Consider the following 17,445-nt stretch of genomic DNA (forward strand, 5'->3'; position numbering starts at 1 on the left):
TGGCGTCCGAACGGGTATGAAACGACGGACGCTCCTCGGCGCGGTCGGTGGTGTGACTCTCCTCGGCGGCGGGTACCTCGGGTGGGAACTGTTCGCGCCCGAGCGGGCGACCGTGGTCGACGAGGACCGCGTCGCGGGGAAGAGCGACGACCAACCGCAGGAATCGATGAACGACACGACCACGACTGGCGACGGCGGCAGCGAGGCGGTGGTGCGACGGTCCTGAAGCGCGGCGAGTTCGCGGGGAAGGACGGCCACGAGTGCTCGGGGACGGTCGAACTCGCCGAGGACGCCGAGGGGCGATTCCTCCAGTTCCGCGACTTCCAGATGACGCAGGGCCCGGACGTCTACTGTTACCTCACCCCCGACGCGGACCCGGACACGAAGGCCCAGATAGCGGCCGGGAGGAGAGTCCGCATCGACGGTGGCGCGGACGGTGGCGAACTGACGAAGACCGGGACGTTCGCGCAGTCCCTCCCCGCTGGCGTCGACGGCGACGACGCCAACGGCGTCGCCGCGTGGTGCGACGACTTCTCGGTTCCCTTCGGCGCCGCGACGCTCGAATCCGTCTGAGCGCGCCGCGCTATCGGTGCTCCCGGCTGCCGTCGCGGTCGCCGGAACGCTATAGACGGCTGCCCGCCTCACTCGAGGTATGTCGCCGGACCTCCCCCGCCAGCGGTTCGTCCTCGACACGTCGCTGTTCATCACCGAGGCGATACGGCGAGACGGCGAATCGATGGAGGACGCCGTCCTCCGACTCCTCGACCTCGTCGCGACCGCACGACTGGAGCTCAACATCTCCTGTTACGTGCCGCCCTCGATCCACGACGAACTCTCCGCGATGCTCCGCGAGCGCGACGTCGCGGACGAGGTGTTCGAACGCCTCGACACGTGGGTCGTCAGGAAGAGCCCTGACCGCTACGGCGTCACCATCCCGGCGGACATCGTCTACGAGTTCATCGACGAGATGAGCGATCGCGTCGACCGCGGCCTCCGCGTCAGCGAGGAGGCCTTGCGCGAGGTCGAGCAACTCGACCCGGAGGCGCTCGCGGCCGACGAGAACAGTGGGGATTACATGACGGAAGCCGACCGCATCCTGTCGTCGATGCGGGACAAGTACCGGCGTGCGCTCCGCAAGGGCGTCCTGGATTCGCGCGAGGACTTCGACCTGCTCGTGCTCGCCCGCGAACTCGACGCGGGCGTCGTCACCGAGGACCGCGGCATCATCTCGTGGGCCGACGAGTTCGGTCTCCGGTACGTCCGCGGCGGACAGTTCCCGACGCTCCTCGAGGAGTACCTCCGCGCGACCGGCGTCGACGGCTACGACGACGCCTGACGCCGGTTCTCAGACCGCCGGGTACGTGCCGTTCCGGTACTCGCCGACGACCTGCCGGATGCGGTCCGCGAGCAGGTCGAACTGCGCCGCGCCACCGCTCTTCTGGAGGTACGCACTCACGCCGTGGTCGGACGCCTTGAGCCGCGTCTCCTCGGTTCCCTTCCCGGTGTAGATGACGAACGGCACGGTCTCGTCGACGCGACGGATGGCCTTCAGGAAGTCGAGCCCGCTCGACCCCGGCATGTCGTAGTCGCTCACGATGCAATCGAACACGGTCGACTCCAGGGCGTCGAGCGCGCTCTCGGGGTTCGACGCGGTCGTCACCGAGATGTCGTCGTGGTCGGACGCGAACTGGTCGACGAGTACCTCGCGGAGCGGTTCGTAGTCCTCGACGAACAGGACCTCGATGCCTTCGGCGTCGCCCAGTACCGCGACGTCGTTCGTCCCGGTCGCGCCGTGAACGCTCTCGGCGAACGAGAGCTCGAGCCAGTCGTCGAGCCGGTCGGGCTCCGCGCGTAGCACGACGTCGTTCGTGTCGCGGTTCCAGTCGACGACGCCGAGCAGCTGGAGTTTCGGGAGATGGAGGTGAAAGAGCGCGTTCTCGACGGTCGACCGGACGTCGTCTGCGTTCGTTCGGTTTCGCGGCGGGACCGTGGCGACGACGACGTCGACGAGGTCGTCGAAGGAGGCTGTTCGGTGACGTTTGAGGTGGAAGAGGACGTTTCGACGACTCGGGTCGCCGAGGGCGACCCCGAAGTTCTCGGCGGAGACCGTCTCCCGTCCACCGGTCTCGTTGTCTTCGGGCTGTTCGTGTGCCATAACTGCGTGAGATAGGGTTTCTGGTCGCTTAGCTGTACCGTTGGGGTCGTCGATGGGCGAGGTGAACGCCTCCGGTCGCTTCTCGCGAAATATCAACGCTAAAGGTGGCCGACCGGCGTTCTCTACCAGATGCTCGTCCTCGGCGACGCACACGCGGTCGAACCGGACCGGCGACGAGCGCTTCGCTCGGCGTACGAGGCGTCGGGCGCGGCGACGGCGCTCCAGCTCGGCGACCTCATGTACTACGATCTGCCGGTCCCGACGTGGTTCATCGCGGGGAACAACGAGGACCTGGACGTCATCGAGGCGCTCCGCGCCGGCGAGCACCCGCCGGGGACGGAGAACGCGAACCTCCTCGCCAGCACGACCGTCGACCTCGAGGGCGTCCGGTTCGCGGGGCTCTCCGGGAACTTCGCGCCGACGCAGTACCACAAGTCGCGAGCGAACCTGCACGGCGACCGCCGCCGACATTTCGTCCGCGACGACGTCGACGCGGCGAAACGCCTCGAGGACGTCGACGTCCTCCTCTCGCACGAGGCGCCGAACGGCCTCCTCCAGTACGAGCACTACGACCCCGGCTGCGACCAGGTCGACGACATCCTGGACGCGCTCGACCCCGACCTCTGTCTCGTCGGGCACCACCACGAGCACCTCGAGATGACGTACGGTGACACGCGCGTCGTCGGCCTCGACGCCGCCTGGCGGAGCTACTACGACCTCGACACGTCGAACCTGACGCTCGAACGGTTCGAGACGCCCGACGCCTGAATCGTCGCCGACCGGTGCGTCGACGTTCGCCGAGAGCGCTGCCGAACCCGCAGACGCCGCGAACGAGGACGACGAGGGTCCGCGGCTTCCGTCCCCGGACCACCGGCCGAACACGCACCACCACCTGTCCTGTCGGTATCCAGTTAGAGACTCCCCGCCAGTGAGAATCATGCCCGTCGCTTTCGACCACTGATACCCCTCATCAGGTATGGGAGAACTCGAAACGGAAGAACAGAAGACGCGTGCGGAGGTCGCGTCGTCCCTCCGAGACCTGGCCGAGCAACTCGACGGTGACGGCGGCGTGACGCTCGACCTCGGCGGAACGACGGTGCAGTTTCGGCCGACGGACCCCGTCACGTTCAAGCTCGAAGGAGAATCGGACTGGTCGCAGGGAGACACGGAAGCCAAACAGAGCATCGAGCTCGAACTCGTCTGGTGGCGAGCGGCCGCTTCCGCCGAGGAGGGGGCACTCGACGTCCGCGAGTGACCGGTGGCCATCGGTCGTGTTCCGGGCGAAACTCGGATGCACGACCGACTCGCTCTTCGTCTGCAGTATCGTCGTCGAGATGACTCTCAGCGGCGGATTTCGACGACGGCAAAGAAGCCGAACGCGGCGTGGTTGGGGTGGACTCAGCCGCCGAGGTAGAGCCGCGACACCTCGGGGTTGTCGAGCAGGCCGTCGGCGTCGTCGGCGTACGCGACCGTCCCCTGGTCGAGCACGAAGCCCTTGTCGCTGATGGCGAGGCCCTTCCGGGCGTTCTGTTCGACCATCAGGATGGCGGTGCCGAGTTCGTTCACCGCCTGCACGTCCGCGAACACCTCGTCCGCGGTGTTCGGTGCCAGGCCCGCCGAGGGTTCGTCGATGAGGAGGACGTCCGGCTCCATCACGAGCGCTCGCGCGAACGCGAGCACCTGCCGCTGACCGCCCGAGAGCGTCCGCGCCTTCGCGGACTGCTTCTCGGTGAGCAGCGGGAAGCGGTCGTAGAGCTGGTCGATGATCGGGTCGAGGTCGTCGCTGCGCGCGACCCCGCCCATGCGGAGGTTCTCCTCGATGGTGAGGTTCCCGAACACGTTCTCCGTCTGGGGAACGTACCCGATGCCGGTGCGGACGATGTCCTCGGGCGCCATCCCGCCGATGTCGTCACCGTGGTACTTCACGTGGCCTTCCCACGGCGTCAGCATCCCGAAGACGGTCTTCAGGACCGTGGACTTCCCCGCGCCGTTCGGGCCGACGAGGCACGCGATCTCGTCCTCGGCGAGCGTCATCGACAGGTCGTCGAGGACCTGGACGTCGCCGTACCCGGAGTCGACGTTCTCGACGGAGAGGACGACGTCCTCGTCCGCGTCGCGTTCGATGACGCCAGTGCTTGCGCTCATGCGGACGCACCTCCCGTCCCGGCTGGGTGCGTGAGCCCGGTCATTCGCCCGGTCCTCCGAGGTACGCGTCGATGACGCGGTCGTCGTTCCTCACTGCGTCCGGCGTCCCTTCGACGAGGACGCTCCCCTGGTCGAGGACGATGATGGGGTCTGCGAGGTTCATGATGAAGTCCATGTCGTGTTCGATGATACAGAACGTCACGCCCTCTTCGTTCAGGCGCGCGATCTGGTCGCGGAGCTTGTTCGCGAGCGTCGGGTTGACGCCGGCGACGGGTTCGTCGAGCAGGAGCACTTCGGGTTCGGCGAGCATCGCGCGAGCGAGCTCGACGAGCTTCATCTGCCCGCCGGAGAGGTCGGTCGCGGCCTGCGTCGCCAGGTGCCCGATCTCGAACTCTTCGAGGATGCGCTGGGCGTCCTCGAGGTTCTGCTTCTCCTGGTCGTGGACCTTCCCGGGGTTCGTGAACAGCGAGATGAACGACTCGCCGTCCTGCGCTTGCGGGCCGACGAGCATCGCCTCGCGGACCGTCATCCCTTCGAGCTTCCGGGGCGTCTGGAACGTCCGGATGAGGCCGTGTTCGGCGACCTCGTGCGGTTCCGCGTTCGTGACGTCCGCGCCGTTCACCCGGACCGCGCCGGAGTCCTGCTCGTAGAACCCCGTGATGAGGTTGAACAGCGTGGACTTCCCGGCGCCGTTCGGGCCGATGAGGCCCGTGATGGTGCCGCGCTCCACCTGGAACGAGGCGTTGTCGGTCGCGACGAGGCCACCGAACGTCTTCCGGAGGGTGTCGACCTCGAGGACGACGTCCTCCTTCTCCATGTTCGGGCCGTCGAGCAGCCGTTCCTGGGGCTGTTGTTCACTCATCGCGACCACCTCCGTTGGCTTGCACGTCGTCGCCGGACGAGGGCGCGTCCCCGCCGGAGTCGTCGGTCGCGTCCTCGGTCACGTCGTCGCTCGCGTCGTCGAGCGATTCGGGGTCGTGGACCGACCCGGTCTCGTTGTTGTTGTCCGTGACCTTCGCTTCGCGAGCGGCTTCGCGACCCGGGACGTCCGCGTCGGCGAGCGCGCTCGGCCAGATGAGTTCGCGCTGGGGCGGCAGGACGCCTTCCGGCCGCCAGCGCATCACGAGGATGATGATGACGCCGACCGCGAGCAGGCGCGTGCTCGCGAAGTTCCCGACGATGGTCGCGTACGTCGACTCGATGACGCCAAGGAGCGCCGGTAAGTCCACGGGTAACGTGTCGGGGAGTGCGCCACCGAGGAAGCGCGTGCCCTCCTGGATGGCGATGATGACGAACCCGCCGAACATCGCACCGCGGTTCGACCCGCTCCCGCCGAGGATCACCGCGATCCAGACGTAGAACGTGTTGATGGGTTCGAGGTCGCCCGGGCTCACGAACAGGTTCAGGTGCGCGTAGAACACGCCCGCGAGCGCCATGATGACGCTCCCGAGCACGAACGACTGCATCTTGAACGCGTACGTGTTCTTCCCGAGCGCCTCCGCGAGGTCGTCGTCGCTCCGGATGGTCCGGAGGACGCGCCCCCACGGGCTCTGGTGGACGTGCCGGAGCAGCAGGTAGACGACGCCGACGAACACGGCCACGACGAACACGTTCAGGAGCGCCTGCCAGAACGACTGCCCGATGGTGAACCCGAGGATGCGGACCGTGAAGATGCCCGGGATACCGACCTCCAGTTGCTGGAAGCGTAGCCCCGGCATCGTCTGCGGGAACGTCGCGAGGAACGGCCACCCCTCGAAGAACCCGGGGATGCCGCGGAGTCCCGCGCTCCCGTTCGTCAGCCAGCGTTCGTTCAGCATGAGCAGCCGAACGACCTCTGCAAGACCGAGGCTCGCGATGGCGAGATAGTCCGTGCGCAGTCGTAGCGTCGGGATGCCGATGATGACCGCGAGTACCGCCGCGAGCACGAGCCCGAGCACGAGCCCGACGAGCGGATTGAAGCCGCCCGCGAGCGGCGAGGAGTCCGCGGTCAGGAGCGCGGTCCCGTACGCGCCGAGGCCGAAGAACGCGGCGACGGAGAAGTTGATGAGGCCCGTGTACCCCCACTGGACGTTCAGTCCGAAGCTCAGCAGGATGTACATGCCGACGAGCCCGACGAGGTACAGGAAGTACGCCGGGCCGAGGCCACCCGTGATGAGGCCGTAGAACAGCAGCGCCATGAGGGTGACGACGAAGCCGGCGACCCCTTTCTCCGCGCGCGTCATCTCCGCGACGTACCCCCGCGGGTCGCCGAGGAACGTCGCTCGTTCGGTCATGACGCGGCCTCCCCCACGATACCCGTGGGGCGTGCGAGGAGCACGACGACCATGATGACGAACGCGACGGCGTTCGCGTACTCGATACCGATCGGGATGCCGATGTCACTGAGCAGTGGCGTCATCTGGTTGATCATCCCGATGAGGAACCCGCCGAGCATCGCGCCGTAGACGCTCCCGATACCGCCGAGGATGACGGCTGCGAACACGACGAGCAGGATGTCGAACCCCATGCGTGGCGACAGCTGGTTGAAGAGGCCGAGGAAGCCGCCGCCGGCGCCGGCGAGTCCGGCGCCGATGATCCACGTCCAGATCTCGATGCGGTTCGTGCGGATGCCCGAGATGCGTGCGAGGTCCGGGTTGTCCGCGGTTGCGCGCATCTTCCGGCCGAGGTCCGTGTACTGCAGGAGCGTGTGGAGGCCGGCGACGAGCACGACCGCGGACCCGACGATGGCGACGTCGTGCAGCGTCACGCGGACGCCGTACGGAATCAGCCACTCGATGGGTCGCAGGACCTGGATGCCGAACTCGGTGAAGTCGGCGCCGAACCCGAGCCTGATCGTGGCGCGGTAGACGAACGCGACCCCGATGCTCGTGATGAGCAGGCCGATGGAGTCCAGGTCGATGGGCTCGTAGATGATCTTGTGCGTGACGACCGCGACGAGTGCCGCGACGACGACGCCGACGAGTAACGCGACGAAGAACCCGTACGGGATGCCGAGGACGACGCCGCCGAGGGTGCCGACGGTGCCGAACGTGACGAGCGTCGCGTACGCGCCGACGGTCATCGTGTCGCCGTGCGCGAAGTTCGCGAAGTTCGCGATACTGTACACGAGCGACAGCCCGATACTTGCCAGTACGATGATGCTACTGAACACCAACCCGTTCGCTGCGTATTCGAGAACGGACATTGTCGGAGGGTGTTACTCCGAGGAGATGGTGCCCGTCGTGACGTACTCGTGATCTTCGACCGTGAAGATCTGGAGGAAGCCAGCGGGGTCGCCGTTCTCGTCGAAGTCGATGGGGCCGGACACGCCCTGGTAGTCGATGTCCGACGCGGAGCCGTCCTCGCCGAGGACCTCGACCGCTTCCGCGTACGTCGAGACCTGTTCGCCGTCCGGACGCGTGACGTCGCGGACGGTGTCCTGGAGCGCGCTCGGGCTGAAGTCGTCCGCGGTGTGGATGGCGAGCGCTGCCGTGATGACGCAGTCGTACGCGTACGCGGACCACGCCGTCGGCGCGCTCCCGTGCTCCTCCTCGAAGCGGGACGCGAACTGCTGGTAGTTGTCCTGGTCGATCGCCGCGCTCGGCGCGACGACCTTCATGCCGTCGAGGCTGCCCTCGGGCGTGTTGTTCAGGACTTCGGGACCCTTCACGGAGTCGGCGCCGTAGAACTGCGCCTCGTACCCGCTGGAGTACGCTTCCTGGGCCATCGTCGTGAACTCGGGCTGGTACGTGATGAACAGCCACGCGTCCGCGCCGGAGTTCGCCATCCCGGAGACGACGCTCGAGTACGACGACTGTCCCTGGTCGTGGCTCTGGTTGTACGCGACCTCGCCGTCCCACGCGCTCGTGAAGGCGTCAGTGATGCCCTGGCCGTAGTCGTTGTTGATCCACGTGATCGCGACGGAGTCGTGGCCGTCGTCGGCCATGATGTCCGCGAGCGCACCGGACTGGACGCGCCCGGTCGGGCTCATCCGGAGGAGGCCGGGGAAGTCGCTGAGCGCCGGGCTCGTGGAGTTCTGACTGAGCTGGACGACGTCCGTGTTCTGGATGACGGACTGGTAGATCGCCAGCGAGACGCCGGAGCCGACGGCGCCGATGACGAACGGAACCTCGTCCTGGTTGACGAGCTTCTGTGCGGCGGACACGCCCGCCTGACTCTGTGATTGGGAGTCCTCGACGACGATGTCGAGGTCGCCGCCCTTGATGCCTTCCGCGTTGACGTCCGCGAGCGCGAGGTCCTTCCCGCGCTGGTTGCGTTGCCCGAACGCGGACAGCGAGCCGGTGACGGAGTCAACCATCCCGATCTGGTAGCTGTCCATTCCGCTGCCGCCGTCGCCGCCGTCGCCGCCGTCGCTCCCGTCGCCGCCGTCGCCGCCGTCGCCCCCACTGCCGCCGTCGCCGCCGTCGCCTTCGGTCTCGGTCTCGTCTGTCGAGGTGACACAGCCGGCGAGCAGTCCGATACTGCCAACGCCCACGCCTTTCAGTACGTCTCTGCGAACCTTTCCGCGCTTGTCATCAGGTGCCATAGCGGTGTGCAGAATCAATAATGAACTACAGGCCTATAGTACCGCCCGACCATGGTCGGAATGCAGCCAAAATCGCCTGAGGACGGCGATAAACCGCCGTAAACGTTATTTGCTGACCATTCGGCCGTGAAACGGCTGGTCGGGTGCCCCTATACCACGACACAGCTATGGACTACACGCATGATTCCGCCGATAGCGAGTAACTTCGTCGCGGGGAAGACGCCCGCGACCGCACTCGACCACGCGGCCGAGACGAACCGGGACGACGTCGCCGTCATCCTGAACCTCCTCGGCGAGCACTATCACGACCGCGAGCCGGCCGACGCGGACGCGGACGCCTACGTCTCGCTCGCGAAGGACCTCGCGGCGAGCGACGTCGAGGGCTGTATCTCGGTGAAACCCAGTCAGATCGGGTTGGGTATCCGCGACGAGGTGTTCGAGGAGAACCTCGCTCGGATCGTCGACGCTGCCACTGACCGTGGCGTCTTCGTGTGGATAGACATGGAGGACCACGAGACGACCGACGTGACGCTCGACGCGTTCGAACGGCACGCCCGGGAGACCGACGGGAACGTCGGCGTCTGCATCCAGGCGAACCTCAAGCGCACGAGCGACGACCTGGAGCGCCTCGCACCGCTCCCGGGGAAGGTCCGCCTCGTGAAGGGCGCGTACGACGAGCCGAAGTCGATCGCGTACAAGGACAAGGCTCGCGTGGACGAGTCCTACCGGGAGCTCATCGCGTACGCGTTCGAGCACTTCGAGGACGGGGTCGCCGTCGGGAGTCACGACCCGGCGATGATCGAGCACGCTCGCGAGCTCCACGAGGAGTACGGGACGCCGTACGAGATCCAGATGCTGATGGGCGTCCGCGAGGACGCGCAGCGCGACCTCGCCGCCGAGGACGTCGACGTCTACCAGTACGTGCCGTACGGGAGCAAGTGGATGCAGTACTTCTACCGGCGGGTCCGCGAGCGCAAGGAGAACCTCCTGTTCGCTGCACGTGCCGTGTTATCATGAGTGCCGCGGGGCTCTGGCGGTCGGCTGGTGACCGGTCCGCAGAAGGGACGGGCGCCACCCGGTGGTACCGCGGACGGGCGGTTTCCTCCCTAGAAAAACCGGTTAACAGTTCAAAGTTGCAGTCTCTAAGTAGTCCCGAACCCTGTAACCGACAATGAATCCGATAGTCGACATCGTCAGTACCGTCGCGGAGGCCACGGGTGAGTCCCACACGGACCTCCCACCGCTCCTGGAGACCATCGACCCGGACGCGATCGTCGCGTTCGTCGACTCGGCCGCCGACGACGCCAGTCTCGCGTTCGACTATCACGGGCACCGCATCACCGTCGACGGAAGCGGTGCCGTCGAGACGGCGCGCCTCAGCGAAGCGGCACTGGACTGACCGCACCGGGCAGACCGCCGTCGCTGACTCTTCTCGCGTCGTTCGACCGTTTTACTCGGTCGTGCTCGTCGCTTCGGCCCGTGTTACTGTCCGGTCTTCTTTGGGGCGCTTGCCCGGTTCCGTCGGCCGCCAGATGGTGCAGCGAGTGTCCCCGAGCCACGAACCGGTGGATTTAGGTCTGCCTAACTTAGAGTCGTAGTCGACGGTTCCCGGACCGACCGATGGACCCGGCGTCGGACGACCATCTGGCTGCGTGGCCAGGCGTCGAACGACGACCCGTCGAGTGCCCCGGCGTCGGTTCGGCCCTCGCTCGTTCGCGTTCGCGTTCCTGCCTCCGACCCATCGACGCCCCATACGACACCGAACACCTGATTTAGGCCGGCCTAAAAATCGAAAGCCATTTAGTTGTTTAGGGTTGCCTAAATCGTATGAGCGACGAAGACGGTGCACGTCACACACGACGCGCGTATCTCCTCGGCGGGAGCACACTGCTCGCGAGCACGCTCGCCGCAGGCTGCATGAGCACGGGCGACCAGGGCGCGACCGACGACGAGAGCGACGCCACCGCCACCACCGAACCGACCACCACCGGTGAAACGACGACCCAGGACGACGGCCTCGACACCCCCTACAGCGTCTCCATCGAGCCCGTCGGCGAGGTCGAGTTCGACAGCGTCCCCGAGACGTGGGTCGCGAACAACGGCTCGTGGGCGGACATGGGGGTCGCGCTCGGCCTCGAACCCCCGAAGGCGCTCTGGCTCACGTCGCGCTACCACACCCAGTACTACGACGACGTCGACGGCGTCAGCGTCGACGCGAGCGACATGGTCTCGCTCTACCAGGACGGCGTCAGCAAGGAGCTGTTCTACGAGCTCGACGCCGACGTCCACGTCATGGACCCGAACTTCCTCCAGAACCGGTTCCAGGGATGGGACCAGAGCGACGTCGACGAGGTCGTCGAGAACGTCGGCCCCGTGTTCGGGAACTGCATCTACGCCCAGCACTACCCGTGGCACGAGGACTACCGGTACTACTCGCTGTACGAGGGCTTCGAGAAGCTCGCGCAGGTCTTCGGGCGCGTCGACCGCTACGAGGCGTTCGAGGCGCTCCACGACGACTTCCAGGCGAACCTCGCACCGGCGGTCCCCGGGAGCAGCGAGCGGCCGTCCGTCGCCGTGCTCTGGGGCGTCGGCGACCAACCCGAGCAGTACTATCCGTACATCATCGGCGACGGCACCGGGTTCAAGCACCTCCGCGACCTCGGCGTCCGCGACGCGCTCGCCGAGACGAGCATCAAGGACTTCCACGGGAGTCGCGCCGCCATCGACCTGGAGACGCTCCTCGACGTCGACCCCGAGGTCCTCATGCTCCGCGGCTACGAGTCGAAGACCCGGAGCGAGTTCGAGGACACCGTCGTCTCGTTCCTGGAATCCCACGACACCGCGAGCGCGCTCACCGCCGTCGAGAACGACGACGTCTACCGCGCCGGCGGCCTCTACCAGGGCCCCATCACGAACATGGTCCTGACCGAACGCACCGCCGAACAGCTCTACGGCGTCGAGAAGCAGCTGTTCGACCGCGACCGCGTCGCCGACATCGTCGCGGGGGACGTCTGAGATGGCAGCGACCGACGACACGGGAGACGACCGACCGACCGACGGTGTCGCCGACAGTGAGGCGACGAGAGTCGTCCAGGACGGCGCGGGAGCCGCGGACGCGGCCGCAGCGGTCCGGGAGGCGCGAGAGACGATTGCCGACCTCGCGGCCGACGACGGCGAGTTCGTCGTCGTCGGGAAGGACACCGGCGTCAGCCCGGACCCGGTGTCGTCGGTCACGTTCGACGCGTACGAGGCCGCGGAGCGAGCGCGCGACGCGGCGGCGCGGTATCGCGCCGCGATGCGCGACGTCGACCCGGACCTCCCGACGTACGACCTCGTCGTCTGCGAGCGCCAGACCGAGGCGGTGGAGCTCGCGACCGTCCGCGAGTCGACGGACGAACGCCGCAAGAACGGCGTCCCGCGCGCTCGCCAGACCGTCACGGTGACCGGTGACAGACGCGACGAGTGGCTGCGCGTCGAGAACGCACCGCTCGTCCATCTCTCGGGGCCCGAGTCGCTGCTCGACGACGAGTTCGTGACCAGACAACTGCAGTCGAAGCTCTGAGCATGACCGACGAGCACGCGAACGGCACGGGCGACGGGTCGGGGACGGAGCCCGACGCGGGCACCGTCGACGGCGCCGAAGTGGACGAGACGACGGTCGACGTGGTCGTCGTCGGCGGTGGCCCGGCAGGCTCTTCGGCGACCGTGTTCGCGGCCCGGTACGGCCTGGAGACGGTCGTCTTCGACCGCGGGAACTCCGCGCTTCGACGGTGCGCGTACCTCGAGAACTACCTCGGCTTCCCGGGGGGCGTCGACGTCGACGTCTTCCACGACCTCGTGCACGCGCACGTCGCCGAGATGGGCGCGCGCCGCGTCGAGGAACTCGTCGACGCCGTCGAACGGCTGGGGCGATCCGAGGACGACCAGGCGGTCGACGGCGCCGGCGATGCGAACGACCGCGACGACGCGCGCTTCCGCGTTCGGACCCAGGAGGGGACGACCGTCCTGGCGACCGACGTGGTCGCGGCCGCGTGGTACGACGGGTCGTACCTCCGGCCGCTCGAGGCGACGGCGCCCGACGGCGGCGGCGACCTGTTCGTCGAGCACGAGCACCACGGCGAGGTCGAGGAGCGATTCGACCCCGAGTACGCCGACGACGGCGGCCGCACGCCCATCGACGGCCTGTACGTCGCGAGCCCGTCGGGTGCGCGGAGCGCGCAGGCGGTGGTCGCGGCGGGGAACGGGGCGCACGTCGCCCGGTCACTCATCGAGGACCGGCGGCGCGCCCGCGGGCTCTCCGGCGAGGTCGCGCCGGAGTACGATTGGCTCCGGCAGGCGAGCGAGTTCAGCGGCGAGTGGGCCGACCGCGACCGCTGGCGCGAGTGGTTCGAGAACGAGCTCGGGGACGACCACGACCTCGACGACGACGAACTCGCCGACCTCCGGGACGACTACGTCGAGGAGGCCTTCGAGACGCGCGTCGACGACGCTACGGTCGACGAACGTGCCGAACGCGGGCTCGCGGCGTTCGTCGACGTCGTCGGCCTCGAACGCATCACGGACGCGGTCGGTGCGGAGGCGGTCGTCGACGCGGTCGGTGCGGAGGCGGTCGTCGACGCGGTCGGCGCCGACGCGGTGCTCGACGCGGTCGACGACGAGGCGATACGCGAGCGCGCCGCCGTAGACGATGCGATCACGGAGGCGAGCGACTAGTCATGGCGAGCGAGACCCAAGAGGCGCGGAGACGCTCCGAACAGAGCAAGGGCTACTTCGGGTTCGTCGACGCGTCGCTCGTCTCGCTGTGCATCGCGAGCGTCGGCGTGGTCGTGCTCGGCGGGCTCGTCCAGGTGAGCTTCGGTGCGTTCTCGATGACGCTCGTCGAAGCCTGGCAGGCCGTCTTCAACCCACAGGTCGTGTTCGATCTCGACGCGTGGAACGCGTTCGTCTTCGGTGGGGAACTCCCCGAGATGAACAAGCGCAGCCTCATCGTGTGGAACATCCGGCTGCCGCGCGTGTTCGTCGCCGTCCTCGTCGGCATGAACCTCGCGATATCGGGCGCTATCTTCCAGGCGGTCACGCGCAACGAGCTCGCGAGCCCGTTCATCCTCGGCGTCTCCTCGGGGGCGGGCCTGATGATCCTCGTCACGCTCGTCCTGCTCGCTGGCGCGAGCGTCACCGTCCCGTTGCTGTTCCTCGGCGAGTTCGTCCTCACCCCGTCGGCGTTCCTCCCCATCATCGCGTCGGTCGGTGGTATCGTCGCGTTCCTCGTCGTGTACGCGATCGCGTGGAAGAACGGGACGAGTCCCGTGAGACTCGTGCTGGCGGGCGTCATCGTCGGCACCATCTGTCAGTCGCTGCAGACGGGCCTGTTCTTCTTCGCGGACGACCTCGGCGTCGTCCAGTCCGCGATTGCGTGGACGACCGGGTCCTTGACAGGCACGGACTGGGAGCAGGTGCGGATGGCGCTCCCGTGGACGCTGTTCGCGGTCACCGCGGCGTTGTTCGGTGCGCGCCAGCTGAACGTCCTCTTGCTCGGCGAGCGCACCGCGAACGCGCTCGGGATGAACGTCGAGCGCGTCCGGTTCGCGCTCTCGGGCGTCGCGGTCCTCGCCGCGGCGGCGAGCATCGCCGTGGCGGGTATCGTCGGGTTCGTCGGGCTCATCGTCCCGCACATGGTCCGGAACGTCGTCGGGAGCGACTACAAGAAGCTCGTCGTCGGCTGCCTGTTCGCCGGCCCGGCGCTCATGGTCGCCGCCGACGTCGGTGCGCGCCTCGCGCTCAACCCCGTCCAGATCCCGGTCGGTATCGTCACCGGGCTCGTCGGCGGGCCGTACTTCCTCTACCTGATGCGGAAACAGGAGGCGATGGGGGAGATATGACGCGCGAACGAGACCACGCCGACGGCGGCGAGCGGACGCAGGCTGCGGACGGCGGACGCGAGCGGACGGACGGTGGGCCCGGAGCCGCCGCGCGACCGTCGGCCGCCGACGGCGAGCACGAGTCCCGGGACGAGACCGCAGCGTCCGGTCGCGACGCGACCGCTGACGCGAGCGAGCTCGTCGGCGAGCAACTGGAACTCGGGTATCCGACGACCGAGGAGCCCGTCGTCGAGTGCGAGCACGTCGTCCTGCCAGCCGGGGAGGTGACGGCGCTCGTCGGCCCGAACGGGAGCGGGAAGTCGACGCTCCTGAAGTCGATGTCGAACCAACTGGACCCGTGGGCGGGCGGCGTCGTCCTCGACGGCGAGCGCGTCCGGTCGTTCGACGCGAAGGACCTCGCGCGCAAGCTCGGGTTGCTCTCGCAGCACAACAACGCGCCCGAGAGCATCACGGTCGAGGACCTCGCGTACCACGGCCGGTACCCGCACCGCGGGTTCTTCGAGTCGGTGTCGGAGACCGACCACGAGGCGGTCGACCGCGCCATCGACCTGGCGGGCGTCGAGCACCTCCGCCACAGCGAGATGAGTAACCTGAGTGGTGGCCAGAAGCAGCTCGCGTGGATCGCGATGGTGCTCGCGCAGGAGACGGACGTCCTCCTGCTGGACGAGCCGACGAACCACCTCGACCTCCACCACCAGCTTCGCGTGATGGAGGTCCTGAACTCGCTGAACGAGGACCACGGCGTCACCATCGGCATCGTCCTGCACGACGTCGGGCAGGCGGCGCGGTTCGCGGACAACCTCATCGCGATGGCCGACGGCGAGCTCTACGACTGGGGGCCGCCGCGGGAGGTCCTGACCGAGGAGTTGCTCGCGGACGTCTTCCACGTGGACGCGACCGTCGACCACGAGAGTCCGACGGGCCCGCACATCTCGCCGCACGCCGCGCTCGAGAACGGTTGAACTGCTCAGTTTCACATTCACTCCGGTTTCCCTAGTATTACACCAGTTCGCAACTAAGTCCGTACCAAGTACGCCCCGGTTGCGTTCCCGGTCAAGCCATCTGTCGCATGCCGGCAGCTGGAATATACAAAGATCGCAGCCCGCACAGGTTGTCGCAAGGCAATCAGACCTCGCTTGCCGAATGGCAATGAGCCCACTCTCGGGGGCAATAGGAGGCTGACAAAGTACACCGAAGTGTGCGGCCCAGCATCCGTCTTGCTGGAGTCGACGGCGCGAGCCCTCGGCTGTTCGCGATGCTCAGGCAACCAGGTCTAGCCATGCGTATCCCTCTCCGTTGGCTACGGTCCCAGACCGAAACGGTTGATGCGGTGTTGTAGCGGTGCGGGATGCGGTGGTGAAGCGGTCCGAATTGTGGTGGAGTAGTAGTGCGAGTGCTGTGTGGTAGGTTGATCGTAGTGATGCGCAGAGTTGGTTTCTCGAATCTTCGTGGTTCGAAAAGTAGCTCCGTCTGTCATGTTTGGTTTCGCGGTCTGTCGCGCAGGACGCACTTAAACCGCATCGGTTGCGTCTCTCGACGGACCGAGTGGGAATAAGCGCGTCCTGCGGCGACGGTCGACCTGCGAAACATGACAGACGAAGTTCGTTATCTGTCCGGTAGTGGTAACGCTGACGACCAATCTAGTGGTGAGGACCGAGAGCTCGATACTCTCAAGGAGGTGTTCCTGATCTTGATTGGGGACGTGGAGCTTATCGCGGCCGATTCGCTTCCGTTACTGCTGATGCTGTTCGGGTATCTTGCACTCGTCGTGTATCGGTATCGTGTACGCCAGTCGGTCACTGAATCGGATACTCACTAACATTTCACTCCAAACGACAATGTCATCAACAGCGACAGCTACGTCCAGTTCCGAGACGAAGACAGTCTACATCCTTGCCCTGGCCGACGACACGTACTACGTCGGGGCAACGAACCAGCTCGCCCGCCGACTCCGGCAGCACCGAGACGGTCACGGTGCAAAGTGGACGCAGCGACACGAGGTCGTTGAACTCGCCGCGTTCAACGCGAACCTATCCCGCTGGCAGGCAGTCGAGAAGGAGACCACTTTACGCATGATGGCAGCGTACGGTTGGCGGAACGTCCGGGGCGGTCCCTGGACACAGCGCGATCTCTCGTCTCCGCCAGCGGCGCTCGACCAGTAGTCGGCGGGAGTCCCGTTGGATTCTCCGAGTCACGACTCAACTACCGTTGCTTCGGAATGCTCGCGTATTTACGGACTTTTAGCAGCGAAGCATCGGCTAACCGCTATTGAGAACGTGGGCTATGACGCTCTCCTTCGAAGATTGGTTCGGGTTCGGTCTCCTCGCTCGCGTCACAGATACGGATTCGACCGTCGTAACTCACGAAGATGTTCCACTTGTCTATCAGCAGCCCCAGGAGCAGTTCACCGTCTGAATGGTCACTATACCTCTGCATTAATTGCGTAATCGCGTCGAAGTCGACTGATTCGTACAATGGCGGCAAGTCCAGTGGGGCAACGCCTTCGGCTTCGGCGACTGCATCCACGAACGCTTCCGTGAACGTTCGCTCCCCGTCTTTCTTGAACGTCGTATCGCTGACCACTGTGCAAGTGCGATACAACGCCATCTCCGGTTCTCTTGCCATGACATAGTTACGCTCGGTGAATATATACTCCTTTGTTACTTTCTGAGTGACTGAGAACTGTGTGTGACTGGGGACGATGGGCGACAGGATCACACCGGAAACGTGCGATAACGGGG

The 17,445-nt window shown here is 66.6% G+C and carries 20 protein-coding genes; 13 read left to right on the forward strand and 7 right to left on the reverse strand.

The genetic code is table 11. The annotated features are described in order from the left end of the window. The first annotated feature begins 16 nt into the window (after window positions 1-16). From ACZ48X_RS01840 to ACZ48X_RS01850, 3 genes are all read left to right on the forward strand, one after another. Window positions 17-226, forward strand: coding sequence for a hypothetical protein (locus ACZ48X_RS01840; protein WP_336351666.1), 210 nt, complete (start codon window positions 17-19; stop codon window positions 224-226). Beyond that, window positions 223-573: a DM13 domain-containing protein gene (locus ACZ48X_RS01845; protein ID WP_464379803.1), complete on the forward strand. Its 351-nt coding sequence runs from the start codon at window positions 223-225 to the stop codon at window positions 571-573. Before ACZ48X_RS01840 ends, ACZ48X_RS01845 begins: the two co-directional genes overlap by 4 nt. Before the next feature lie 79 nt (window positions 574-652). Continuing rightward, the gene (locus ACZ48X_RS01850; RefSeq protein WP_336351278.1) at window positions 653-1,336 is read left to right on the forward strand and encodes an RNA ligase partner protein; all 684 of its coding nucleotides are present in this window, start codon (window positions 653-655) and stop codon (window positions 1,334-1,336) included. A 9-nt stretch (window positions 1,337-1,345) separates the two neighbouring features. On the opposite strand, the gene ACZ48X_RS01855 is transcribed toward ACZ48X_RS01850, so the two are convergent. Continuing rightward, a complete protein-coding gene (locus tag ACZ48X_RS01855; RefSeq protein WP_336351277.1) occupies window positions 1,346-2,155 on the reverse strand; it encodes a response regulator in 810 nt (269 codons plus the stop codon). A gap of 129 nt (window positions 2,156-2,284) precedes the next feature. Here ACZ48X_RS01855 and ACZ48X_RS01860 point away from each other — a divergent pair, with 129 nt between their 5' ends. Both ACZ48X_RS01860 and ACZ48X_RS01865 read left to right on the forward strand, forming a co-directional pair. Beyond that, window positions 2,285-2,923, forward strand: a complete 639-nt coding sequence (locus tag ACZ48X_RS01860; RefSeq protein WP_336351276.1) for a metallophosphoesterase family protein — start codon at window positions 2,285-2,287, stop codon at window positions 2,921-2,923. 208 nt (window positions 2,924-3,131) lie between these two features. Beyond that, on the forward strand, window positions 3,132-3,410 hold the full coding sequence (locus tag ACZ48X_RS01865) for an amphi-Trp domain-containing protein (protein ID WP_336351275.1): 279 nt from the start codon (window positions 3,132-3,134) through the stop codon (window positions 3,408-3,410). 143 nt (window positions 3,411-3,553) lie between these two features. Here the strand turns inward: ACZ48X_RS01865 and ACZ48X_RS01870 are convergent, their stop codons facing one another. The 5 genes from ACZ48X_RS01870 to ACZ48X_RS01890 are packed head-to-tail and all read right to left on the reverse strand — an operon-like array spanning window position 3,554 to window position 8,825. Next, the gene (locus tag ACZ48X_RS01870; RefSeq protein ID WP_336351274.1) at window positions 3,554-4,300 is read right to left on the reverse strand and encodes an ABC transporter ATP-binding protein; all 747 of its coding nucleotides are present in this window, start codon (window positions 4,298-4,300) and stop codon (window positions 3,554-3,556) included. A gap of 40 nt (window positions 4,301-4,340) precedes the next feature. After that, window positions 4,341-5,162, reverse strand: coding sequence for an ABC transporter ATP-binding protein (locus tag ACZ48X_RS01875; RefSeq protein WP_336351273.1), 822 nt, complete (start codon window positions 5,160-5,162; stop codon window positions 4,341-4,343). Continuing rightward, a complete protein-coding gene (locus tag ACZ48X_RS01880; RefSeq protein ID WP_379762711.1) occupies window positions 5,155-6,522 on the reverse strand; it encodes a branched-chain amino acid ABC transporter permease in 1,368 nt (455 codons plus the stop codon). The genes ACZ48X_RS01875 and ACZ48X_RS01880 overlap by 8 nt, the downstream gene beginning before the upstream one ends. A gap of 47 nt (window positions 6,523-6,569) precedes the next feature. After that, the gene (locus ACZ48X_RS01885) at window positions 6,570-7,484 is read right to left on the reverse strand and encodes a branched-chain amino acid ABC transporter permease (RefSeq protein ID WP_336351271.1); all 915 of its coding nucleotides are present in this window, start codon (window positions 7,482-7,484) and stop codon (window positions 6,570-6,572) included. A gap of 12 nt (window positions 7,485-7,496) precedes the next feature. Continuing rightward, on the reverse strand, window positions 7,497-8,825 hold the full coding sequence (locus tag ACZ48X_RS01890) for an ABC transporter substrate-binding protein (RefSeq protein WP_336351270.1): 1,329 nt from the start codon (window positions 8,823-8,825) through the stop codon (window positions 7,497-7,499). A 180-nt stretch (window positions 8,826-9,005) separates the two neighbouring features. Here ACZ48X_RS01890 and ACZ48X_RS01895 point away from each other — a divergent pair, with 180 nt between their 5' ends. From ACZ48X_RS01895 to ACZ48X_RS01930, 8 genes are all read left to right on the forward strand, one after another. Beyond that, on the forward strand, window positions 9,006-9,842 hold the full coding sequence (locus tag ACZ48X_RS01895) for a proline dehydrogenase family protein (protein WP_336351269.1): 837 nt from the start codon (window positions 9,006-9,008) through the stop codon (window positions 9,840-9,842). Window positions 9,843-9,996: 154 nt separating this feature from the next. Then, window positions 9,997-10,224, forward strand: a complete 228-nt coding sequence (locus tag ACZ48X_RS01900; protein WP_336351268.1) for a HalOD1 output domain-containing protein — start codon at window positions 9,997-9,999, stop codon at window positions 10,222-10,224. Window positions 10,225-10,652: 428 nt separating this feature from the next. Continuing rightward, the gene (locus tag ACZ48X_RS01905; RefSeq protein WP_336351267.1) at window positions 10,653-11,840 is read left to right on the forward strand and encodes an ABC transporter substrate-binding protein; all 1,188 of its coding nucleotides are present in this window, start codon (window positions 10,653-10,655) and stop codon (window positions 11,838-11,840) included. A gap of 1 nt (window position 11,841) precedes the next feature. Further along, entirely contained in the window at window positions 11,842-12,387 is a 546-nt protein-coding gene (locus ACZ48X_RS01910; protein ID WP_336351266.1) for a DUF7552 domain-containing protein, read from the forward strand. A gap of 2 nt (window positions 12,388-12,389) precedes the next feature. After that, a complete protein-coding gene (locus ACZ48X_RS01915) occupies window positions 12,390-13,538 on the forward strand; it encodes an FAD-dependent oxidoreductase (RefSeq protein WP_336351265.1) in 1,149 nt (382 codons plus the stop codon). Window positions 13,539-13,540: 2 nt separating this feature from the next. After that, window positions 13,541-14,704 (forward strand): FecCD family ABC transporter permease, encoded by a 1,164-nt coding sequence (locus tag ACZ48X_RS01920; RefSeq protein WP_336351264.1) that lies wholly within the window; start codon window positions 13,541-13,543, stop codon window positions 14,702-14,704. Beyond that, window positions 14,701-15,666, forward strand: coding sequence for an ABC transporter ATP-binding protein (locus ACZ48X_RS01925; protein WP_336351263.1), 966 nt, complete (start codon window positions 14,701-14,703; stop codon window positions 15,664-15,666). Before ACZ48X_RS01920 ends, ACZ48X_RS01925 begins: the two co-directional genes overlap by 4 nt. A gap of 876 nt (window positions 15,667-16,542) precedes the next feature. After that, on the forward strand, window positions 16,543-16,866 hold the full coding sequence (locus ACZ48X_RS01930; RefSeq protein WP_336351262.1) for a GIY-YIG nuclease family protein: 324 nt from the start codon (window positions 16,543-16,545) through the stop codon (window positions 16,864-16,866). A 103-nt stretch (window positions 16,867-16,969) separates the two neighbouring features. Here the strand turns inward: ACZ48X_RS01930 and ACZ48X_RS01935 are convergent, their stop codons facing one another. Then, the gene (locus ACZ48X_RS01935) at window positions 16,970-17,329 is read right to left on the reverse strand and encodes a HalOD1 output domain-containing protein (protein ID WP_336351261.1); all 360 of its coding nucleotides are present in this window, start codon (window positions 17,327-17,329) and stop codon (window positions 16,970-16,972) included. Window positions 17,330-17,445: the final 116 nt, after the last annotated feature.

The sequence above is a fragment of the Halorubellus litoreus genome (assembly GCF_055378595.1).